Source organism: Pseudomonas sp. LPB4.O (genome assembly GCF_038383825.1).
In the GTDB taxonomy this organism is placed as follows: domain Bacteria; phylum Pseudomonadota; class Gammaproteobacteria; order Pseudomonadales; family Pseudomonadaceae; genus Aquipseudomonas; species Aquipseudomonas putida.
In genome coordinates this window covers 2,747,021-2,764,973 of the sequence record NZ_CP151298.1, presented here as the reverse complement: position 1 = coordinate 2,764,973, position 17,953 = coordinate 2,747,021, and the positions used below count along the sequence as shown (strand labels likewise).

17 protein-coding genes are annotated in these 17,953 nt (G+C 64.0%); 7 read left to right on the top strand and 10 right to left on the bottom strand.

The window, feature by feature from the left end:
- Positions 1 to 8 precede the first annotated feature (8 nt).
- Positions 9 to 983 (bottom strand): helix-turn-helix domain-containing protein, encoded by a 975-nt coding sequence (locus MRBLPB4O_RS12365; protein ID WP_341798660.1) that lies wholly within the window; start codon positions 981 to 983, stop codon positions 9 to 11.
- A 103-nt stretch (positions 984 to 1,086) separates the two neighbouring features.
- Between MRBLPB4O_RS12365 and MRBLPB4O_RS12360 the strand changes: the two genes are divergently transcribed.
- The gene (locus MRBLPB4O_RS12360) at positions 1,087 to 1,698 is read left to right on the top strand and encodes a LysE family transporter (RefSeq protein ID WP_341798659.1); all 612 of its coding nucleotides are present in this window, start codon (positions 1,087 to 1,089) and stop codon (positions 1,696 to 1,698) included.
- Positions 1,699 to 1,743: 45 nt separating this feature from the next.
- Here MRBLPB4O_RS12360 and MRBLPB4O_RS12355 read toward each other — a convergent pair whose 3' ends face one another.
- The 3 genes from MRBLPB4O_RS12355 to MRBLPB4O_RS12345 all read right to left on the bottom strand — a co-directional run bounded on the left by MRBLPB4O_RS12355 (position 1,744) and on the right by MRBLPB4O_RS12345 (position 4,436).
- Positions 1,744 to 1,914: a hypothetical protein gene (locus tag MRBLPB4O_RS12355; RefSeq protein WP_341798658.1), complete on the bottom strand. Its 171-nt coding sequence runs from the start codon at positions 1,912 to 1,914 to the stop codon at positions 1,744 to 1,746.
- A 311-nt stretch (positions 1,915 to 2,225) separates the two neighbouring features.
- A complete protein-coding gene (locus MRBLPB4O_RS12350; RefSeq protein ID WP_341798657.1) occupies positions 2,226 to 3,425 on the bottom strand; it encodes an MFS transporter in 1,200 nt (399 codons plus the stop codon).
- A gap of 105 nt (positions 3,426 to 3,530) precedes the next feature.
- Positions 3,531 to 4,436, bottom strand: coding sequence for a LysR family transcriptional regulator (locus MRBLPB4O_RS12345; protein WP_341798656.1), 906 nt, complete (start codon positions 4,434 to 4,436; stop codon positions 3,531 to 3,533).
- Positions 4,437 to 4,552: 116 nt separating this feature from the next.
- Between MRBLPB4O_RS12345 and MRBLPB4O_RS12340 the strand changes: the two genes are divergently transcribed.
- The 3 genes from MRBLPB4O_RS12340 (at position 4,553) to MRBLPB4O_RS12330 (ending at position 8,919) form a co-directional block, all read left to right on the top strand.
- Positions 4,553 to 4,903: a hypothetical protein gene (locus tag MRBLPB4O_RS12340; protein ID WP_016499343.1), complete on the top strand. Its 351-nt coding sequence runs from the start codon at positions 4,553 to 4,555 to the stop codon at positions 4,901 to 4,903.
- A gap of 220 nt (positions 4,904 to 5,123) precedes the next feature.
- Positions 5,124 to 7,541: a glucose/quinate/shikimate family membrane-bound PQQ-dependent dehydrogenase gene (locus tag MRBLPB4O_RS12335; RefSeq protein ID WP_341798655.1), complete on the top strand. Its 2,418-nt coding sequence runs from the start codon at positions 5,124 to 5,126 to the stop codon at positions 7,539 to 7,541.
- Positions 7,542 to 7,650: 109 nt separating this feature from the next.
- On the top strand, positions 7,651 to 8,919 hold the full coding sequence (locus MRBLPB4O_RS12330; RefSeq protein WP_016499341.1) for a carbohydrate porin: 1,269 nt from the start codon (positions 7,651 to 7,653) through the stop codon (positions 8,917 to 8,919).
- A gap of 66 nt (positions 8,920 to 8,985) precedes the next feature.
- Here MRBLPB4O_RS12330 and argE read toward each other — a convergent pair whose 3' ends face one another.
- Complete coding sequence (argE, locus tag MRBLPB4O_RS12325; protein WP_341798654.1) at positions 8,986 to 10,152, bottom strand: acetylornithine deacetylase; 1,167 nt, start codon at positions 10,150 to 10,152, stop codon at positions 8,986 to 8,988.
- Entirely contained in the window at positions 10,145 to 10,822 is a 678-nt protein-coding gene (locus MRBLPB4O_RS12320; protein ID WP_341798653.1) for a DUF1028 domain-containing protein, read from the bottom strand. The genes argE and MRBLPB4O_RS12320 overlap by 8 nt, the downstream gene beginning before the upstream one ends.
- 532 nt (positions 10,823 to 11,354) lie before the next feature.
- Between MRBLPB4O_RS12320 and MRBLPB4O_RS12315 the strand changes: the two genes are divergently transcribed.
- On the top strand, positions 11,355 to 12,674 hold the full coding sequence (locus MRBLPB4O_RS12315; RefSeq protein WP_341798652.1) for an NAD(P)/FAD-dependent oxidoreductase: 1,320 nt from the start codon (positions 11,355 to 11,357) through the stop codon (positions 12,672 to 12,674).
- Positions 12,674 to 13,090 (top strand): RidA family protein, encoded by a 417-nt coding sequence (locus tag MRBLPB4O_RS12310; protein WP_341798651.1) that lies wholly within the window; start codon positions 12,674 to 12,676, stop codon positions 13,088 to 13,090. Before MRBLPB4O_RS12315 ends, MRBLPB4O_RS12310 begins: the two co-directional genes overlap by 1 nt.
- Here MRBLPB4O_RS12310 and MRBLPB4O_RS12305 read toward each other — a convergent pair.
- The 4 genes from MRBLPB4O_RS12305 to MRBLPB4O_RS12290 are packed head-to-tail and all read right to left on the bottom strand — an operon-like array spanning position 13,081 to position 16,868.
- On the bottom strand, positions 13,081 to 13,917 hold the full coding sequence (locus MRBLPB4O_RS12305) for a TIM barrel protein (protein ID WP_341798650.1): 837 nt from the start codon (positions 13,915 to 13,917) through the stop codon (positions 13,081 to 13,083). The two genes, MRBLPB4O_RS12310 and MRBLPB4O_RS12305, sit on opposite strands and share 10 nt — an antisense overlap.
- Positions 13,914 to 14,654 carry an SDR family NAD(P)-dependent oxidoreductase gene (locus tag MRBLPB4O_RS12300; RefSeq protein WP_341798649.1) on the bottom strand — a complete coding sequence of 247 codons (741 nt, stop codon included), beginning with the start codon at positions 14,652 to 14,654 and terminating at the stop codon, positions 13,914 to 13,916. The genes MRBLPB4O_RS12305 and MRBLPB4O_RS12300 overlap by 4 nt, the downstream gene beginning before the upstream one ends.
- Entirely contained in the window at positions 14,651 to 16,000 is a 1,350-nt protein-coding gene (locus tag MRBLPB4O_RS12295) for an MFS transporter (protein ID WP_049275925.1), read from the bottom strand. The genes MRBLPB4O_RS12300 and MRBLPB4O_RS12295 overlap by 4 nt, the downstream gene beginning before the upstream one ends.
- 40 nt (positions 16,001 to 16,040) lie before the next feature.
- Entirely contained in the window at positions 16,041 to 16,868 is an 828-nt protein-coding gene (locus MRBLPB4O_RS12290) for an amidohydrolase family protein (RefSeq protein ID WP_341798648.1), read from the bottom strand.
- Positions 16,869 to 17,014: 146 nt separating this feature from the next.
- Between MRBLPB4O_RS12290 and MRBLPB4O_RS12285 the strand changes: the two genes are divergently transcribed.
- Complete coding sequence (locus tag MRBLPB4O_RS12285) at positions 17,015 to 17,944, top strand: LysR family transcriptional regulator (RefSeq protein ID WP_341798647.1); 930 nt, start codon at positions 17,015 to 17,017, stop codon at positions 17,942 to 17,944.
- The last annotated feature ends 9 nt before the right edge of the window (positions 17,945 to 17,953 follow it).

Here is a 17,953-nt window from a genome sequence, read left to right as displayed (position 1 = left end):
CAGCGGCTTCAGGTTGGGGGGTTGCCTGCCCGCAACTCAAGGGCTGAACAACCAAACCGCCGCCGCACACATTTACCCAGGTAGCTGGCATCGCCCAGCCCCACCTCATCGGCAATCTGCGCCAGGCTGTGGCTTGAGTTGAGCAAGCGCCAGCGCGCCTGCTGCAAGCGCATCTCCAGCCACCAGGCCTTGGCGCTCATGCCGTGGCTGGCGTGGAACTGCCGGTCCAGCTGGCGCCGGCTGATGCCCAGTTCAGCGGCCAGTTGCTCGACCGCCAGCGGGGTGCCCAGGTGGTGACGCATCAGGGCCTGTGCCCGCTGCACCTGGCGCCCCTGGCCGGCGCCCAGTTCCAGCGAGCGCAAGGCATGGCGGCTGTCGCGGGTTTCGTCCACCAGCATGTCGGCGAGCCCTTTGAGCGCCCGGCTCCGCCCACAGGCTTGTGACAACAGCGCCACCGCCAGGTCGATGGCCGCCGTGCCGCCAGCACAGGTGATACGGTTTGCGTCGATGCAATACAGTTGATCGCGCAGCACCTGCAACTGTGGGAACGCGGCGCGAAACTCGGCTTCGTGACGCCAGTGCACGACCACCTTGTGCCCCCGTAACAACCCGCACGCGGCCAACAGGAAGGCGCCATTGTCGACCCCCACCAGCTCGACCCCGGCTTTGCCGGCCTGCCTGAGCAAGGTTTGGTAGCGCGGCGCCAACGCAGCTGTAGCCATGGCATTGCGGCCGCCGAACACCACCAGGTAGTCGAAACTGGCCAGTTCCAGCTGGCCGGCCACCGCCTCGACCTGCACCACTGCACCGCTGCTCGACGGTACCGGGTCGAGCGTGAGCCCGGCCACAATCCAGCTGCAATAGCGCTGCTGGCTGTAGTCTTCGTCGTCGGCGCTGAAACGCAATTTGTCGAGAAAGCCGCCGAATGGCAGCAGGGCGAAATCCGGTAACGGCAAGATCAGCAGGCGGATATCAGGCAACATGGCATTGTGTCCAGAAACGACTATTCAATGTCCAGATCATACCCTTGCTGACTGGGCACTGCGCCCTAGACTGGCACCCTTGAAATCAACAAGGCGTTGCACCATGGCATTCGACACCTGGCTCATCTACCTGCTCGCCAGCATCGGCCTGTCGCTGACACCAGGCCCCAACAGCCTGCTGGCCCTGACCCACGGCGCCCTGTATGGCGGCCGCCGTACGTTGTTCACCATTGTGGGCGGCGTGTTTGGCTTCAGCGCGCTTATCGCCCTGGCCATGTTTGGCCTCAGCGCGTTGCTGCAAACCTCGGCTTCGGTGTTGAGCGTGCTCAAGTGGGTAGGCGGCGCTTACCTGGTCTGGCTGGGTATCCAGCTGTGGCGCAGCCCGGGCCTGCATCTGGAATTGACCGAGCGCAGTGCACGGCTCGGCAATGCGGGTTTGTTCCGCCAAGGCTTGTTGTCGGCCATCGCCAACCCCAAAGTACTGCTGTTCTATGGTGCCTTCCTGCCGCAATTCATCGACCCGCAACGCGGGCTGATGCTGCAGTTCGTGGTGATGGCGGCGACCTTTGCCAGTGTGGAGTTTCTGGTCGAGTATGTGCTGGCCCGCCTGGCGTTTCGCATACGGCCGTGGCTGGCCAAGGGTGGCAAAGGTTTCAATCGCTGCTGCGGCAGCCTGTTTGCCTTTATTGGCGTGGCGCTGCCGCTTGGCCGATAGCACCTGGACAGATATGCACGGTCTTTGTAGATACTCTGTTGGCGGTCAAGCTTTTCTAAGGTACTCAGAGCTGAAAAGCTTGGCCGTATCAAATGGTTCACCGGTGCGGATATCACCCATGGCAATTTTGCCGGCAATGGCCCAATCGCTCAGGCGTGCCATGCCCTTGTAGGAGCAGCCTTGTGCTGCGAAGAGGCCGGCAAGGCAAAAGATCATCTTCGCCAGCTATGGCCTCTTCGCAGCACAAGGCTGCTCCTACACGTACTTTGCATGGCTTGAAACCAGTGCCTCCTTGGCGCGGTTCAGCGACTAGATCAGGTGATCGAGGATGGTCTGCTCACCGGTGCGGATATCACCCATGGCAATTTTGCGGCAATGGCTCAATCGCTCAGGCTTGCCATTTCCTTGTAGGTCAGGGGCAAACCCTGCCTTCAGGAGCGATCGGCCTCCCCGGAAGTGCTTCTATAGCCTGACGAGAATAACCTCTCTCATCAGGCTAGGCACAACATACAAGGAGCGCATACCGGTCAGGATCGGGAAGCTTTGGCCATAAAAGCGATCAATGCCAGGCCAGGCAGCCCTGCCCCCACCAGCGCCACACCTTGCCAGCCGAACAGGCTGAACAGCGTACTGGCCACTGCCGACCCCAGCGCCCCACCCAGGAAGATGCTGGTCATGTACACCGCGTTCAGCCGCCCGCGGCTGGCCGGGTCCAGTGCATACACTTCGCGCTGGCCAATGACCATGTTCATCTGCACTGCAAAGTCCAGCAGCACGCCGGTCAGGCCCAGGCCGATCACGCTGTAGCCCGGCGCCGTCAAGCCCAGCAACAAGGCCGCCGGGGCCAGCAGTAGCGCCAGCAGCGAGCCGGCCCGTGCGTGCCCGGCATCTGCCAGGCGGCCAGCCAAGGGCGCGGCAACGGCGCCCACCGCGCCCACCAGGGCGAACACGGCAATCTGGCTTTGCGACAGGCCGTGCTCACCCGCCAGCGCCATGGGCACCGCCGTCCAGTAAAGGCTGAACGCTGCGAACATCAGTGCCTGGTACAACGAGCGCTGGCGCAGCAGCGGATAGCGGCGCAACAGTGTGAGCAACGACAGCATCAACCCGGCATAGCTGGCCTTGTGTTCAGGCCGCCGCTGCGGCAGGGTCAGCGCCAGTAGCAGGATGATCGCCAGCATCACCCCGGCAGCGCCAATGAACACCGCGCGCCAGCCGAAGTGGTCGGCCACCAGGCTGGACAACGGCCGCGCCAGCAGGATCCCCAGCAGCAACCCGCCCATGATGTTACCCACCACCCGGCCACGCTGCTGCTCCGGCGCCAGGTGCGCCGCGAGCGGAATGAGCATCTGCACCGCCACCGAACTGAACCCGATCAATAGCGCATAGCCCAGGAACAACTGACCCTGGCCGCTGCTGCTGGTCCCTGCCAGCAGCAGGCTGACACACGCCAGCACTGCGGTGGCGACCATCAAGCGGCGGTTCTCCAGCAGGTCAGCCAGCGGCACCAGCAACAGCAGGCCCAGGGCATAACCCAGCTGGGTGAGTGAAACGATCAGGCTGGCATGCTCGGTGGACAACCCAAGGTCCGGGGCGATCAAACCGACGATGGGCTGGGCGTAGTAGATGTTGGCCACGATCGCGCCGCAGCAGAACGCCAGCAGCACGACCAGTGCCCGGCTCAGGCCGGTTGCTGCAGGTTGCGCGGCGGCAAGGGAGGGATTCATGCGAGGTTCCTCGACAAGGGATGGAATATGCCGGCTACCTTAACCAGGCGCGTCAATGCCGGGAATCCAACCCTGGCGCAACGCGCCTTTGCGCACAGCGCAACGCTAGCCGTGCCGGTCTAACAAACCTTCGCAAAAATCGATAAACGCATTCACCCGCCGCGAACCACGGTGGTTGGGCAGGTACAGGGCGTTGATGCTGTCATTGGCCGTGCCAGGGCTGGCTCGCCAACCTGGGAACACCCGCAGCAGGCGCCCGGCCAGCACATCCTCGCGCACCAGCCAGTCGGCCAGCAGCGCGATGCCACTGCCCGCCAGTGCGGCTTCGCGCAACATGTCGGCATTGGCACTGCGCAGCGGCCCGCTTACGTTCAACTCCAGGCTTTCCTGGCCAAGCTCCAGGCGCCAGGGGCGCGCTTTCTGCCCGTAGCGAAAACGCAGGCAGGCGTGCTCCAGCAACTGCCGGGGGTGCTGCAGCGTATCTCGCCCGGCCAGGTAAGCCGGGCTGGCCACCAGCCAACGTTCGAAGCGGCCGAGCTGGCGACACACCAATTCGTCATTGGCCGACGGGTCGCCCAGGCGAATCGACAGGTCATAGCGCCCGTCCAGCAGGTCATCCAGGCGGTCGCTGAGGTCGATGTCCAGCTCCAGCGCCGGGTGCCGTGCCAGAAACGGCCCCAGATGCGGGGCGATGACCCGCCTGCCGAACTCCACCGGCAGGCACAGGCGCAACACGCCGACAGGCTCCTCGCCACGGTCGGCAACACTGGCATCGGCCTCATCCAGCGCCTCGAAAATGCCCCGCGCACGCTCATAGTAACGGGCGCCGGCTTCGGTCAGGCTGACCTGACGAGTCGAGCGGTTGAGCAACGTGGTGCCCAGCGCCGTTTCCAGCGCATCAACCAGGCGCGTTACCGACGAAGTCGCCAGCCCAAGCCTGCGCGCAGCGGCAGAAAAGCCTTGGGCATCGACAGTGGCCACGAACATCTTCATCGCCTGGAGTTTGTCCATTTGCTGCCCGTCATCCAAATCTCGGAAAGGTCTTACAAACAGCCGGGCGGGTCAAGAAGCGCGCTGCAGGGTATTTGCGTCCATAGTGGCAACACACCTTCAAAGCGAGGCTTTCCATGACACCGAATAACCTGCTGACTGCCCTGCCTCCCTGCGACCCCACCAGTGCCGAACGTGTCGACGAGCTGCTCAGCCGCCCTGGCGTGCGTGTGGAACGTATTGTCTCCAGCGGCCAGGCCAGCCCGCCCGGTTTCTGGTACGACCAGGCCGAAGGCGAGTGGATCGTGCTGCTCAGCGGTGCTGCTGGCCTGCGTTTCGAGCACGAGCACCACACCCGCTTGCTGGCGCCGGGCGATTGCCTGGACATCCCGCCCCACTCCCGCCACCGCGTGGAGTGGACCGCCCCCGGCACAGCCACCATCTGGCTGGCAGTGTTCTACACCAGCTCCACCCCGTGGCCAGCGTGATACCTGGCCACTTTTGTACTCGACCAAAGTATGAATGCATATTACATAACGCGCATGAACACCCCGTTTAATGCATTTTTCAGCGCCTGATCTACACTTTTAGCCACACCATCGCACGATCAGCCCTGCGACAATCAGCCTCATAAAATTATGTACCAACTTGTTAATTAGCAAGCTAAGGGCTTAGACTGCGCGCATTCCACCTGCTGAGATCCCTGGCATGAACGAAACACCGCGCGCTTCTGGCGCCACAAACATCATCCTGATCGGCCTGGGCGTGATCATCGCCCTGCTCGGCCTCCTCCTGGCTGCTGGCGGCATCAAGCTGGCCGGCCTGGGCGGTTCCTTGTACTTCCTGATCGGCGGCCTGGCCATGGCCATCGCCGGTGTCCTCATCGCCCGCCGCAAGAAGGCCGGTGCCTGGCTGTACGCAGCGTTCCTGGTCGGTACCGCGATCTGGGCGCTGATCGACACCGGCCTGGTGTTCTGGCCACTGTTCTCGCGCCTGTTCATGTTTGCTGCGATCGGCATGGTCGTGGCGCTGGTCTACCCGCTGCTGGCCCGTGCCAACGGTGCCAGTGCCGGCCGTGGTGCCTACGGTGTTGCCGGGGTGATGGCCGTTGCACTGGTGATCGCCGCCGGCAACATGTTCGTCGCCCACCCAAGCGTCGCCCCTACCGGCAAAGGCCCGGGCATGACCCCGGTCGAGGCTGGCAAAGAGCAGAAGGACTGGGCCCACTACGGCAACACCGAAGGTGGCAGCCGCTTCGCCGCGCTGGACCAGATCAACCGCGACAACGTCAACAAGCTGAAAGTAGCCTGGACCTATCACACCGGTGACGTGGCCATCAGCGACGGCAATGGTGCCGAGGACCAGCTGACCCCGTTGCAGATCGGCAACAAGGTGTTCATCTGCACCCCGCACAACAACCTGATCGCCCTCGATGCCGATACCGGCAAAGAGCTGTGGAAAAACGAAATCAACGCCCAGTCCAAGGTCTGGCAGCGTTGCCGTGGCATGGCCTATTTCGACGCCACTGCTGCCATCGCCCAGCCGACCCAGCCGAACAGCTCGCCGGTCGCCGGCGGTAGCGTGCCGGCCGGTGCCAACTGCCAGCGTCGTCTGCTGACCAACACCATCGATGGCCGCCTGATTGCCGTCGACGCCGACAATGGCGAGTTCTGCCAGGGCTTCGGCAACAACGGCCAGGTCAACCTGATGACCGGCCTGGGCAATGTGCCGGACTCCTATTACCAGCTCTCCTCCGCACCGCTGATGGCCGGTACCACCGTGGTGGTCGGCGGCCGTGTTGCCGACAACGTCCAGACCGACATGCCAGGCGGCGTGATCCGTGGTTTCGACGTGATCACCGGTGAAATGCGCTGGGCCTTCGACCCAGGCAACCCGGAAGACCGCCAGGCACCGCAGGGCGACAGCACCTACGTGCGCAGCACCCCGAACAGCTGGGCACCGATGTCCTACGACCCGGCAATGAACACCGTGTTCCTGCCGATGGGTTCGTCGTCCACCGACATCTACGGTGTAGAGCGCAGCAAGCTGGACCACACCTACGGCGCTTCGGTGCTGGCCCTGGACGCCACCACCGGCAACCAGAAGTGGGTGTTCCAGACCGTGCACAACGACCTGTGGGACTTCGACCTGCCGATGCAGCCGAGCCTGATCGACTTTACCAAGGACGACGGCCAGTCGGTTCCTGCGGTGGTGATCGGCACCAAGGCCGGGCAGATTTACGTGCTCGACCGCGCCACCGGCAAGCCGCTGACCCAGGTCGACGAAGTACCGGTCAAGCCAAGCAACATCCCGAACGAGCCGTACTCCCCAACCCAGCCGAAATCGGTGGGCATGCCGCAAATCGGCGCGCAAACCCTGACCGAGTCGGACATGTGGGGCGCCACCCCGTATGACCAGCTGCTGTGCCGCATCGACTTCAAGAAAATGCGCTACGACGGCCTGTACACCGCGCCGGGCACCGACCTGTCGCTGAGCTTCCCGGGTTCGCTGGGCGGCATGAACTGGGGCAGCATTTCCACCGACCCGGTTCATGGCTTCATCTTCGTCAACGACATGCGCCTGGGCCTGTGGATCCAGATGATTCCGTCGCAGAACAAAGGTGGTGCATCTTCCGGTGGCGAAGCGCTGAACACCGGCATGGGCGCAGTACCGCTCAAGGGCACCCCGTATGCGGTGAACAAGAACCGCTTCCTGTCGGTAGCCGGCATCCCGTGCCAGGCACCACCGTTCGGCACCCTCACCGCCATCGACATGAAGACCCGCCAGGTGGCCTGGCAAGTACCGGTGGGCACCGTTGAAGACACCGGGCCGCTCGGTATCCGCATGCACCTGCCGATCAAGATCGGCCTGCCAACCCTGGGCGGCACCCTGTCGACCCAAGGCGGCCTGGTGTTCATCGCCGGCACCCAGGACTTCTACCTGCGCGCCTACGACAGCAGCAACGGTAACGAAATCTGGAAGGCTCGCCTGCCAGTGGGCAGCCAGGGCGGCCCGATGACCTATGTTTCGCCGAAGACCGGCAAGCAGTACGTGGTCATCACTGCTGGCGGCGCCCGCCAGTCGACTGACCGCGGCGACTACGTGATTTCTTACGCCTTGCCGTAAGAGCGCGTCGCCCCCCTCGCGGGTGAACCCGCTCCCACAAGGTCAGCACTGGCCATGCGGGCGCGGGTTCATCCGTGAATGGCCCTGAATAACAACCCGAGACACAGCAATGCCATCCGCAATTCGCATTACCCCTACCCTGCTGCTGGCCTTGGCCAGCACCACCGCCCTGGCCGACGGCGACCTGATGACCCGCAGTACCCTGACCGGCGACTGGGGCGGCCTGCGCCACCAGCTTGAAGACGACGGCGTGAAGTTCACCGGCGACTACAGCGGCGAAACCGCCTACAACGCCCACGGCGGCCTGCACCGCTCGGCGCGCTATTCGCAGAACCTGAAGCTGGGCGTGCAGTTCGACCTGTCGAAACTGTATGGCCTGGACAACGGCGGCAAGGTCCAGCTGACCATCAACGACCGCCGTGGTAACAGTGCCTCGGAAGACCTGGTGGGCAACCGCCTGCCGATCCAGGAAAACTTCGGTGGCCTGTACACCCGCCTGACCGAGCTGAGCTACGAGCGCACCCTGTTCACCCCGGCGCTCAACGTCAAGCTGGGCTACATGGCCATGGGTAACGACCTGGGCGGCCTGGACAGCGGCATCCTGTGCAACTTCATGAACGCCGGCTTCTGCGGCCACCCGCTGAACATGTCCGGTGGCAGCGGCTGGACCAACTACCCCAACGCTCACCTGGGCGTGCGGGTGAAGTACGACCTGTCGCCTGCCTGGCAATTGCGCGTGGCGGCGTTCAACGTCGACCCCGAAAGCAATGGCAACTCCAGCCGCGCCTGGCACCTGGGCCCCAAGCACACCACCGGCACCGTGGTACCAGTGGAGCTGGTGTACAAGCTGCAGGGTGAACTGCCCGGCGAGTACAAGCTGGGCTACTACTACGACAGCTCCGACGTGAAACGCATCGGCAGCGATGACGAAGTATCCGGCCGTGGCGGCCACTACCTGCTGATCGACCAGGCCGTATGGAACGACCAAAGCTCGCCAGGCCGCAGCCTGCATGCCTTCGGCCAGTACTCGGCATCCAGCAAGGCCGCCTCGCCGTTCACCAAGTGGTATGGCGCCGGCGTGGTGCTGTACAAGCCGTTCGAAGGCCGCCCGAAAGATACGGTGGCGCTGGGTTACGGCCGTGCCGTGCCCAACCCGCGTAGCCGTGATGTGCTGGAAGACGCTGCCTTCAACGCTGGCCAGCAGTTCCCCGACATCGACAGCGCCGAGCAGTTGATCGAACTGAGCTATGGCTACCAGGCGACGCCATGGTTGAACCTGCGCCCGGATGTGCAGTACATCATCGAGCCGGGGGCGTTCTCGGGGAAGAAGATCGACAACGCGTTGGTGGTTGGCCTGCAGGTCAAGGCCAGCTTCTAACCTGAAGCAGACACCGATCCCTGCAGGAGCGACACAAGGTCGCTCCTGCATACGTTCTTTACCCTGTCAGACGTGAGCCTGCCGCAGGTAATCCACCAACCTCAGCAGCATGGCATCACACCCCCGTAACTGCTCGACACTGACGAATTCATCCGGCTTGTGCCCCTGGTCCATGCTGCCAGGCCCGCATACCACGGTCGGGATCCCGGCCTGGTCGAACAACCCGCCTTCGGTGCCAAACGCCACCGTACCGAATTCATCCGTGCCACTGAGCAGCGCCACCAGCCGCGCCGCCTCGCTGTCTGCCGATGTCGCAAGCCCAGGGTACGCACTCAACGGTTGCAGGCGAATGTCACTGGCGGCATCGACCTTGCGCATGCGGGGCAGCAGCTCGGCCTCTGCATAGGTCTGCAACTGGTCGGCCACTGCCTGCGCTTCGAACCCTGGCAGCGCGCGCACTTCGAAATCGAACTCACACTCTGCCGGCACGATATTCAGCGCCCTACCCCCTTTGATCACCCCGGTCTGCACCGTGGAGAACGGTGGGTCGAAGCGCGCGTCGTGATGCGCCGGCAATGCCAGCGCGTCACCGATGTCACCCAACTTGCCGATCAGCTTCGCCGCATACTCGATGGCATTCACCCCGTACGGCGCATACGCCGAATGGCAGGCCGCACCCTGCACCTGGCAGCGCATCGCCAGTTTGCCCTTGTGCCCCAGCACCGGTTTGAGCCCGGTAGGTTCGCCAATCAGGCACAGGCGTGGCTTGTGCGGGCGCTGTTCGAGCGCGGCCAGCATCGAGCGGACACCCAGGCAACCCACTTCCTCGTCATAGGAGAATGCCAGGTGCACCGGCGTGTGCAACGGCTGGGCAAGGAACGCGGGCACGGCTGCCAGCACCGAGGCGATGAAGCCTTTCATGTCAGCCGTGCCGCGGCCATACAGGCGCCCGTTACGTTCGCTCAGGGCAAACGGCTCGACGGTCCAGGCCTGGCCGTCCACCGGCACCACATCGGTGTGCCCCGACAGCACCACGCCGCCAACGCTCTGGGGGCCGATGGTGGCGAACAGGTTGGCTTTGGTGCGCTCCGGGTTGTGGAACAGTTCGCTTTCCACCCCCTGCTCGGCCAGGTAATCACGGATAAAGCCGATCAGCTCAAGGTTGGAGTCCCGGCTGACCGTGGCAAAGCCGACCAGCCGGGCCAGCAGCGCGCGGCTGGCAAAATCACTCATCGCCCGGCACCCCGTAGCTGGGCGCGGCCGTCGGGTTCAGCGCGCGGGTAACGTAATCCTGCATCTGCGGGCGGTACGCCTGCCACAGGCCATCAAGCACACCGATCGGGTCGGTATCGGCCCAGTCCACGCGCAGGTCCACCAATGGCCAGGTTAGCTCGCCAGCGATCTTCAACGCTGCCGAGTGCACCGGCCCGGCCTCGCCACCTGCGGCCATCGCCGCATGCATGGCAGCCAGCAAGCGGTCCGCCAGGTGCCCACTGGCCTCTTCAAAGGCCAGGACCATCGCTTCGATCACCCGGGTCGAGGACAACAGGTTACCCGCCGCCGCGCATTGCTCACCGGCCACGGCATTGTGCGTGCCCAATGCCTCGCGACCGGTGAACAGTGCCACCTGGCCTTGGCTGTCGATCACTGTGACCTGGCGGTACTCGCTCCAGCCATTGGCGCTCAGTACGCGGTCCAGCGCAGCCGCAGGCGGCAACTGGCCCTGCTCCAGGGCATCGAGAATCTGCGGGCCCAGTGCCGGCAAGGTGATGTTCTGGGTGGAAACAGCGCCAACACCCGCACGTACCCAAGGGCAACGGGCGCCCACGGCGATGCTCGACGAACTGATGGCGATGCCGACCTGGCCGGTTTCCTGGCAGCGCCCAATGATGGAGAAGGTCATGGTAATGCTCCTGTTGTCCTGTGCGATGCAGGGCATTCTGGGCGCAACCTTCTAGCCCACGAAACCAACATTTTCCGAGGGGTTAGGCAGGAAAAAACTTTGCTGTGGCCCAGATCGCGCGCCGCCCGCGCGGCGCTTCGCAGCACAAGGCTGCTCCTACATTTGTTTCGGGCCAATTAATCCTGAGGTCGAGGCGCGCGGCCCTTTGGTGTTCACCTCAATGTCGTGTCGAGTAAACAAGGCGGTCGCGCGCGTTGGTGCAGGCATCATTGGCCTGAAACAAATGTAGGAGCAGCCTTGTGCTGCGAAGCGCCGCGCGGGCGGCGCTCGATCTCTGCACCACCCCATTAACCAAGACATGCACTGGGCCAACACACACTACACACCACAAAATCCACGGCCTTCGCCGTTTTATCGGCAAGCACCAGCTAAATACTATTTTCGCCATTTGTGCAGCATCCCTAGTCTGGCTCCAGGCAACGGCGGTCCTCCAAACCGACCTTACAAAAACCGCCTGAACAAGGGCTCGGACATGACACTGAACAACCTCGAAATCGACACGCTCGTCGTCGGCGCCGGCCAGGCCGGCGTGGCCATGAGCGAACACCTGAACAAGCTTGGAGTGCCGCACCTGGTGCTGGAGCGCAACCGCATCGCCGAGGCCTGGCGCACCGGCCGCTGGGACTCGCTGGTGGCCAACGGCCCGGTCTGGCACGACCGCTTCCCAGGCCTGGAATTCAACCTCGACGCCGACGCCTTCGCGGGCAAGGACCAAGTGGCCGACTACTTCGAGCAGTACGTACGCAAGTACAACCTGCCAGTACGCACCGGCATCGAAGTGAAGCGCGTGGTGCGCAACAGCGACCGCCCTGGCTTCACCATCGAAACCAATGAAGGGGTGATCCGCGCCAACCGTGTGGTCGCTGCCACCGGCCCGTTCCAGAAGCCGGTGATCCCGGCCATCGCCCCGAAAGACAGCAACCTGCACCAGATCCACTCCGCCGCCTACTTCAACCCTGGGCAGTTGCCTGAGGGCGCAGTGCTGGTGGTGGGCGCAGGCTCCTCCGGCGTGCAGATTGCCGAAGAACTGATGCGCGCAGGCCGCCAGGTGTACCTGTCGGTCGGTGCCCACGACCGCCCGCCACGGGCCTACCGCAACCGCGATTTCTGCTGGTGGCTGGGTGTGCTGGGTGAGTGGGATGCAGAAATCGCCAAGCCCGGTCGCGAGCACGTCACCATCGCCGTCAGCGGCGCCCGTGGCGGCCACACCGTGGACTTCCGTGCCCTCGCCCATCAAGGCATGACCCTGGTCGGCCTTACCCAGTCGTTCGAGAACGGCGTGGCGCGTTTCCAGGACAACCTGGTGGAGAACATCAACCGCGGCGATGAAAACTACCTGGCCCTGCTGGATGCCGCCGACGCCTACATCGAAAGCAACGGCCTGGACTTGCCGAAAGAACCCGAGGCCCGCACACGCCTGCCAGACCCGGCCTGCATGAGCAACCCGCTGCGCGAGCTGGACCTGGCCAAGGCCGGCGTCACCAGCATCATCTGGGCCACCGGTTACGGCGTGGACTTCAGCTGGCTGCAGGTGGACACCTTCGACGCCAACGGCAAGCCCCAGCACCAGCGCGGCGTAGCCCGCGAGCCTGGCGTGTACTTCCTGGGCCTGCCGTGGTTGTCGCGCCGTGGTTCGTCGTTCATCTGGGGCGTGTGGCACGACGCCAAGCACGTCGCCGGCCACATTGCCACGCAACGCACCTACCTGGCCTACCGCGACCGCGAACAGCGCGAGGCGGATGAACAGCAAACCAACACGATCAGCAACGTCAGCACCCTCGGAGCCCACTGATGCCTACCCATACTCGCATCCGCATGTTCAACACCAAGGAAACCTACCCCAACCAGACCCTGGACAACGACCTGTGCCAGGCCGTGCGGGCCGGTAATACCATCTATGTGCGCGGCCAGGTCGGCACCGACTTCGAAGGCAAGCTGGTGGGCCTGGGTAACCCCCAGGCGCAGACCGAACAGGCGATGAAGAACGTCAAGCAACTGCTTGAAGAAGCGGGCTCCGACCTGTCGCACATCGTCAAGACCACCACCTATATCACCGACCCACGCTTCCGCGAGCCGGTGTACAAGGAAGTGGGCAAGTGGCTGAAGGGCGTGTTCCCGATCTCCACCGGGCTGGTGGTCGCCGGATTGGCTCAGGCCGAGTGGCTGATGGAGATCGACGTGATCGCCGTGGTCCCGGATCAGGCGTGACCGGCAACCTGCACAGCGGGTGACACAGGTCGCCTGCCGTGCAGCCAGGCGTGGGTTACCTGTGCCGCCGCTTGCAGCCGCTGCTCGGCGGGCAAGCCGGCGCACGGCACCTCCACACTGATGTCCACGTCCTCCGGCAACGCCGCCAGCAACGCTGCCAGCGGCAGCTGCCCTTCGCCCGGCAGCAAGCGGCCCTCGCGCGCTTCCGGGATAATCAGCGCTTCTGCAGGCGCCAGCATCGGTGCATCACACAGTTGCACCGCACGCAGCAAATGCGGGTCGACTGCGCCGATGTCGGCCACCTGGCCACCGGAGCGGAACAGGTGCAAGGCATCGACCAGCACGCCACTGTTGGCCTGCCCCGCCCCCGTCACCACCGCGCAAGCCTGTTGCAAAGTGCCCACCGGCCGCCAGCGCATGAACTCCAGGTCCACACGCAGGCCATGGCCACGCGCCATTTCACACAGCGCTGCAAAGTTGCCGGTCAGCCGCGCAACATCCTCATCCTCATCGTCGCCGGACACTGTCAGGCTCAACGCGCCCAGCTCGGCACCTGCAGCTAACAGCGCCTGGTAATCAGCCACCCGGGTTTGCGCCGTCAGCGAGACGAACTCGATGTCCGTCACCCGCACGCCTTCCCCATCCAGCACCGCCCGCAGCTCTCGCATTGCCTGGCTACCGGCCGCAACCGGGTAGGCCAGTGCACCCGCCATCACCGGGTGCAGGCGCAGCCCCACCGCACTGAACCCGGCGCGGCGGGCCTCGCGTACCAGCCTCGCCGGCGCCAGTTGCAGCGCCGTCAGGTGCGCCACGCCCAGGCCAGTCAATAGGTCGCCCTCCCACCACTGAGGTCGAAGACAAAGCCGGTGGTAAAGCTGCACTCGGGCCCGGCAATCCAGCTGACCATATTGGCGATCTCCTCGGCCTTGAGGAAGCGCCCCATGGGGATCTTGGCCTTGCTCGCGGCAATGTGTTCCGCTGTCATCTCGGCCATCAGCGGCGTCTCGACCATGGCCGGTGCCACGCAGTTGAGCAGCACACCGTCCTGCGCCAGCTCCTTGGCCGCCGCCTTGGTGAAGGCGATGACCCCGGCCTTGGCGGCCGAATACGCCGAGATGTACTGCACGCCATCCTTGCCGGCCATGGAGGCGATATTGACGATGCGCCCGTAGCCACGTTCACGCATGTGCGGGATGGCGGTGCGGCAGCAATAGAACACACCGTTCAGGTCGATGGCGATGACTTTGTCCCAGGCCTCTGGCGGGTAATCCCACGACGCCACCACCGGGCCGTTGATGCCGGCATTGTTGACCAGTATCTGTATTTGGCCCAAGCGCGCCAGCGTCTCGGCAAAAGCCGCCTCGACCGAGGCCAGCGACGACACATCGACCGCCTGGCGCAGCACCGGTTCAAAGCCGTTTTCCACGCTGTCCCAGCCGTCGACAGCGAGGTCCCAGATCACCACTTGGGCGCCGGCCGTATGCAGGCGCTGGGCGATTGCCAGGCCGATGCCACGCATGCCACCGGTCACGATTGCGGTCTGGCCTTGCAGGTACTGGCTCATTGTTTAGCTCCATTTTCGACAGAAGGAATTTCCGGCAAGCGACGCAGGTCGCTGACCATGAACAGGTAGCACAGCGCCCCCAGCACGGTGATCGACGACACGAACGCCAGGGCCCAGACGAACGAGCCAGTCATCGAAACGATGATACCGATGGTAAGGGGGGTAACGATGCCCGCCGCGTTGGCAAACAGGTTGAACAGGCCACCACTGAGGCCCAGCAAACCTTTGGGGGCGATATCGGACACGATCATCCAGGCCAGCGCCGACATGCCCTGGGCGAAATAGGCGATGCACAGGATGGTGATGACCAGCGCGTCGGACTCGACGTAGTTGGCCAGCACGATCACCGAAGCAGTAAGCAGCCCGGCAATTACCGGCAGCTTGCGCGCCACGTTCAGCGAATAGCCACGGCGCAGCAAGGCGTCAGACAGCCAGCCGCCGACCAGTGTGCCCAGCGAAGCGGCAATGAACGGCAGCACCGCCACCCAGCCGACCTTGAGCCAGGGCATATGCCGCTCGGTCACCAGGTAGGTGGGGAACCATGTGAGGAAGAACACGTTGGTAGAGTTGCAGGCGAACTGCCCCAGGCAGATGCCCAGCATGTTGCGGTGCTTGAGCAGCGCCGGGATCTGCGACCAACGGAACTGGGTGGCTTTCTGCCCGCCATCGACCACCCCGCCACCGGCGGCGATGTAGTCGAGTTCGGCCTGGTTGGCGGTGGTCGACTCGTGCGGCTCGTGGTACTTGCGCCACCACACCAGGCCATAGAGGATGCCCATCAGGCCCACGGCCAGCAGCAGAAAGCGCCAGCCATAGGCATGCAGCACCCAGAACAACAGCGGCGTCAGGAACGCCAGCCCGGTGTATTCGGCAAAGGTGTAGATACCGGTCGCCCTGGCCCGCTCACTCTGCGGGAACCAGGTAGCCACTACCCGGCTGTTGGTAGGGAAACACGGTGCTTCGGTCATGCCCACCAGAAAGCGCATGCCCAGCAACGACAGAAAGCCCTGAGCCAGCCCTTGCAGGCCGGTGAACAGCGACCACAACGTCAGTGCCAGCCAGTAGGTGAGCTTGGTGCCCAACCGGTCGATGAGGATGCCACCGGGGATCTGCGCGGCAGCGTAGGTCCACGAGAAGGCAGAAAAAATCACCCCCATCATCGCCGCGTTCAGGCCCAGGTCGGCACTGATGCTGGGCGCGGCAATGCCCATCACGCTGCGGTCGAGGTAGTTGATCATGGTGCCGCCCGATATCAGCGCCAGGATCATGAAGCGGGTGCGGGTGCGTTGCTGCGCGCGTGCCGGGGTGTCAAACACCCCGAGGCTGGCGTTCTGTTCAGTGTTCATGACGGTTGCTCTCTTGTTATTGGAATGGCAAAACGGGGTTCTAGGCGAACCCGAACAGACGTCGTGGGGTGTCCCACATCACTGCCTGGCGCAGCCGGGCATCCGGCATCAGGCGCTCGGCCAGTTTCAGCAACGGGCCGTAGTCCACCCGCGAGCGCTGGCGAATGAACGGCCAATCCGAGCCCCACACGCAGGCATCCGCGCCGAAGGCTTCGAGCAAGGCGTGCACGTAGGCACGGCTTTGCTCCAGCAACGCATCGGCCGCCGCGAACTTCTGCATGCCAGACAGCTTGACGCTGGCGCGGCCACTGTCAGCCAGTTGCAGTAGCGCCTGGAAGCCCGGCTGCTGCACGCCAGCCGCCACGTCCGGCCGGCCGCAATGGTCGATCAGCAAGCGTGCACGCGAGCCCTGAAGCAGGCTACGCAGTTCAAGCAGTTGGTCTTCGCACACCTGCACCTGGGCGAACAGGTCGAGCTCGGCAAGCTTGCCCAACAGGCCGTCAACGTCCTTGAGGCTGGCTACCCCGTACAGCGCGGGATTGAAGGCGACACCGACCACCCCTTGCGCCTGCAGCGCAGCCAGCGCATCGAGCTGGATATCCACCTCGACCACCGCCACGCCCTTGAACCGCCCTTGCCCGGTGGCCAAGGCATGCAGCAGGCAGCGGTTGTCGGTGTGGTAGCCGCTGTTGGGGCCCACCAGCAAGGCATGTTGCACGCCATAGGTGTCCATCACCCGGGTGAACTGTTCCTGGGTGGCGACTTCCTGGCCGGAGGGGGCATAGGGTGCGTCGGGGTGGTAAGGGAAACGGGCGGGGTCAAACAAATGGTTATGGCAATCGATCTTCGGTTCGTCAAAGATGTTCACGCAGCACTCCCGGCAGCGCCACTGCGCTTGCCTTCAGATCTTGTTATTGTGCGCCGCAAGGGCAATTTGGCTGGGTTAACGATACTGCGTGGCCAGGTTTGGCGCTCATACCCAGATGGCAAAGACCATAACCGAAGGTAATAGATATGCTGCTTGGCAACGAAGGCGCAGACGCAAGCCCCATGGTGTTCAAGCTGCGGCACATGGAAGTGTTCCGTGCGGTGATGCTGACCGGCTCGATCAGCGCGGCGGCCAAGCTGCTGTACGTGTCGCAGCCGGCCGTCAGCAAGCTGATCCAGTACATCGAGGGGCGTTTGAGCTACCGCCTGTTCGAGCGCATCAACAACCGCCTGGTGCCCACGGCCGAGGCGCAGGTGCTGTTCCGCGAAGTCGAGCGGGTGTACCAGGCAGCGCTAGAGGTCAACGAATGCGCCCTGTCACTGGGCGCGGGCGGCCACCGCAAGCTGCGCATCTCGTGCAGCGCCTCGCTGTCGACGGTGGTGATCCCGATTGCCCTGGCCCAGCTCAAGCGTGAGGCGCCTTCGCTGAACATCGAGTGGCAAACCTCGCTGATGGGCGAGATGCCCAACCAGATCCTGTCGAAAAAGGTCGACCTGTCGATTGCCGCCCTGCCTGTGGTACACGATCACCTGCATTCGCAGGCCTTCATGCGCGGGCGCATGGTGGTGGTGATGCCACCCGAGCACGCGTTGGCCGGGCATACCTCGCTGACCTTGCAACAACTGGAAGGCCATCCGCTGCTGCTGTTCAGGCCCGACATGCCGTTTGGCAAGCTGCTTGCCGAGCACATCGAGCGCCACGGCGCGCAATTGCCGTCACTGTTGTCGTTCACCAATGCCAACGAGGCTGTGGCGCTGGTCAAGCAAGGCATGGGCATCAGCGTGATCGACGAATTCGTGGCGCAGGACAGCGGCCTGGCGGTGGTGCCGCTGACGGACGAAATTCACTTCGACATCAGCTTTGTCTATTCGCGCTTCGAGCCGCCATCGCATGCGGCGATGCACCTGATGCGTGTGTTGCAGGGCCAGGCGCAAAAGCTTGGGCGGGCGATGTAGGCTTGCCGG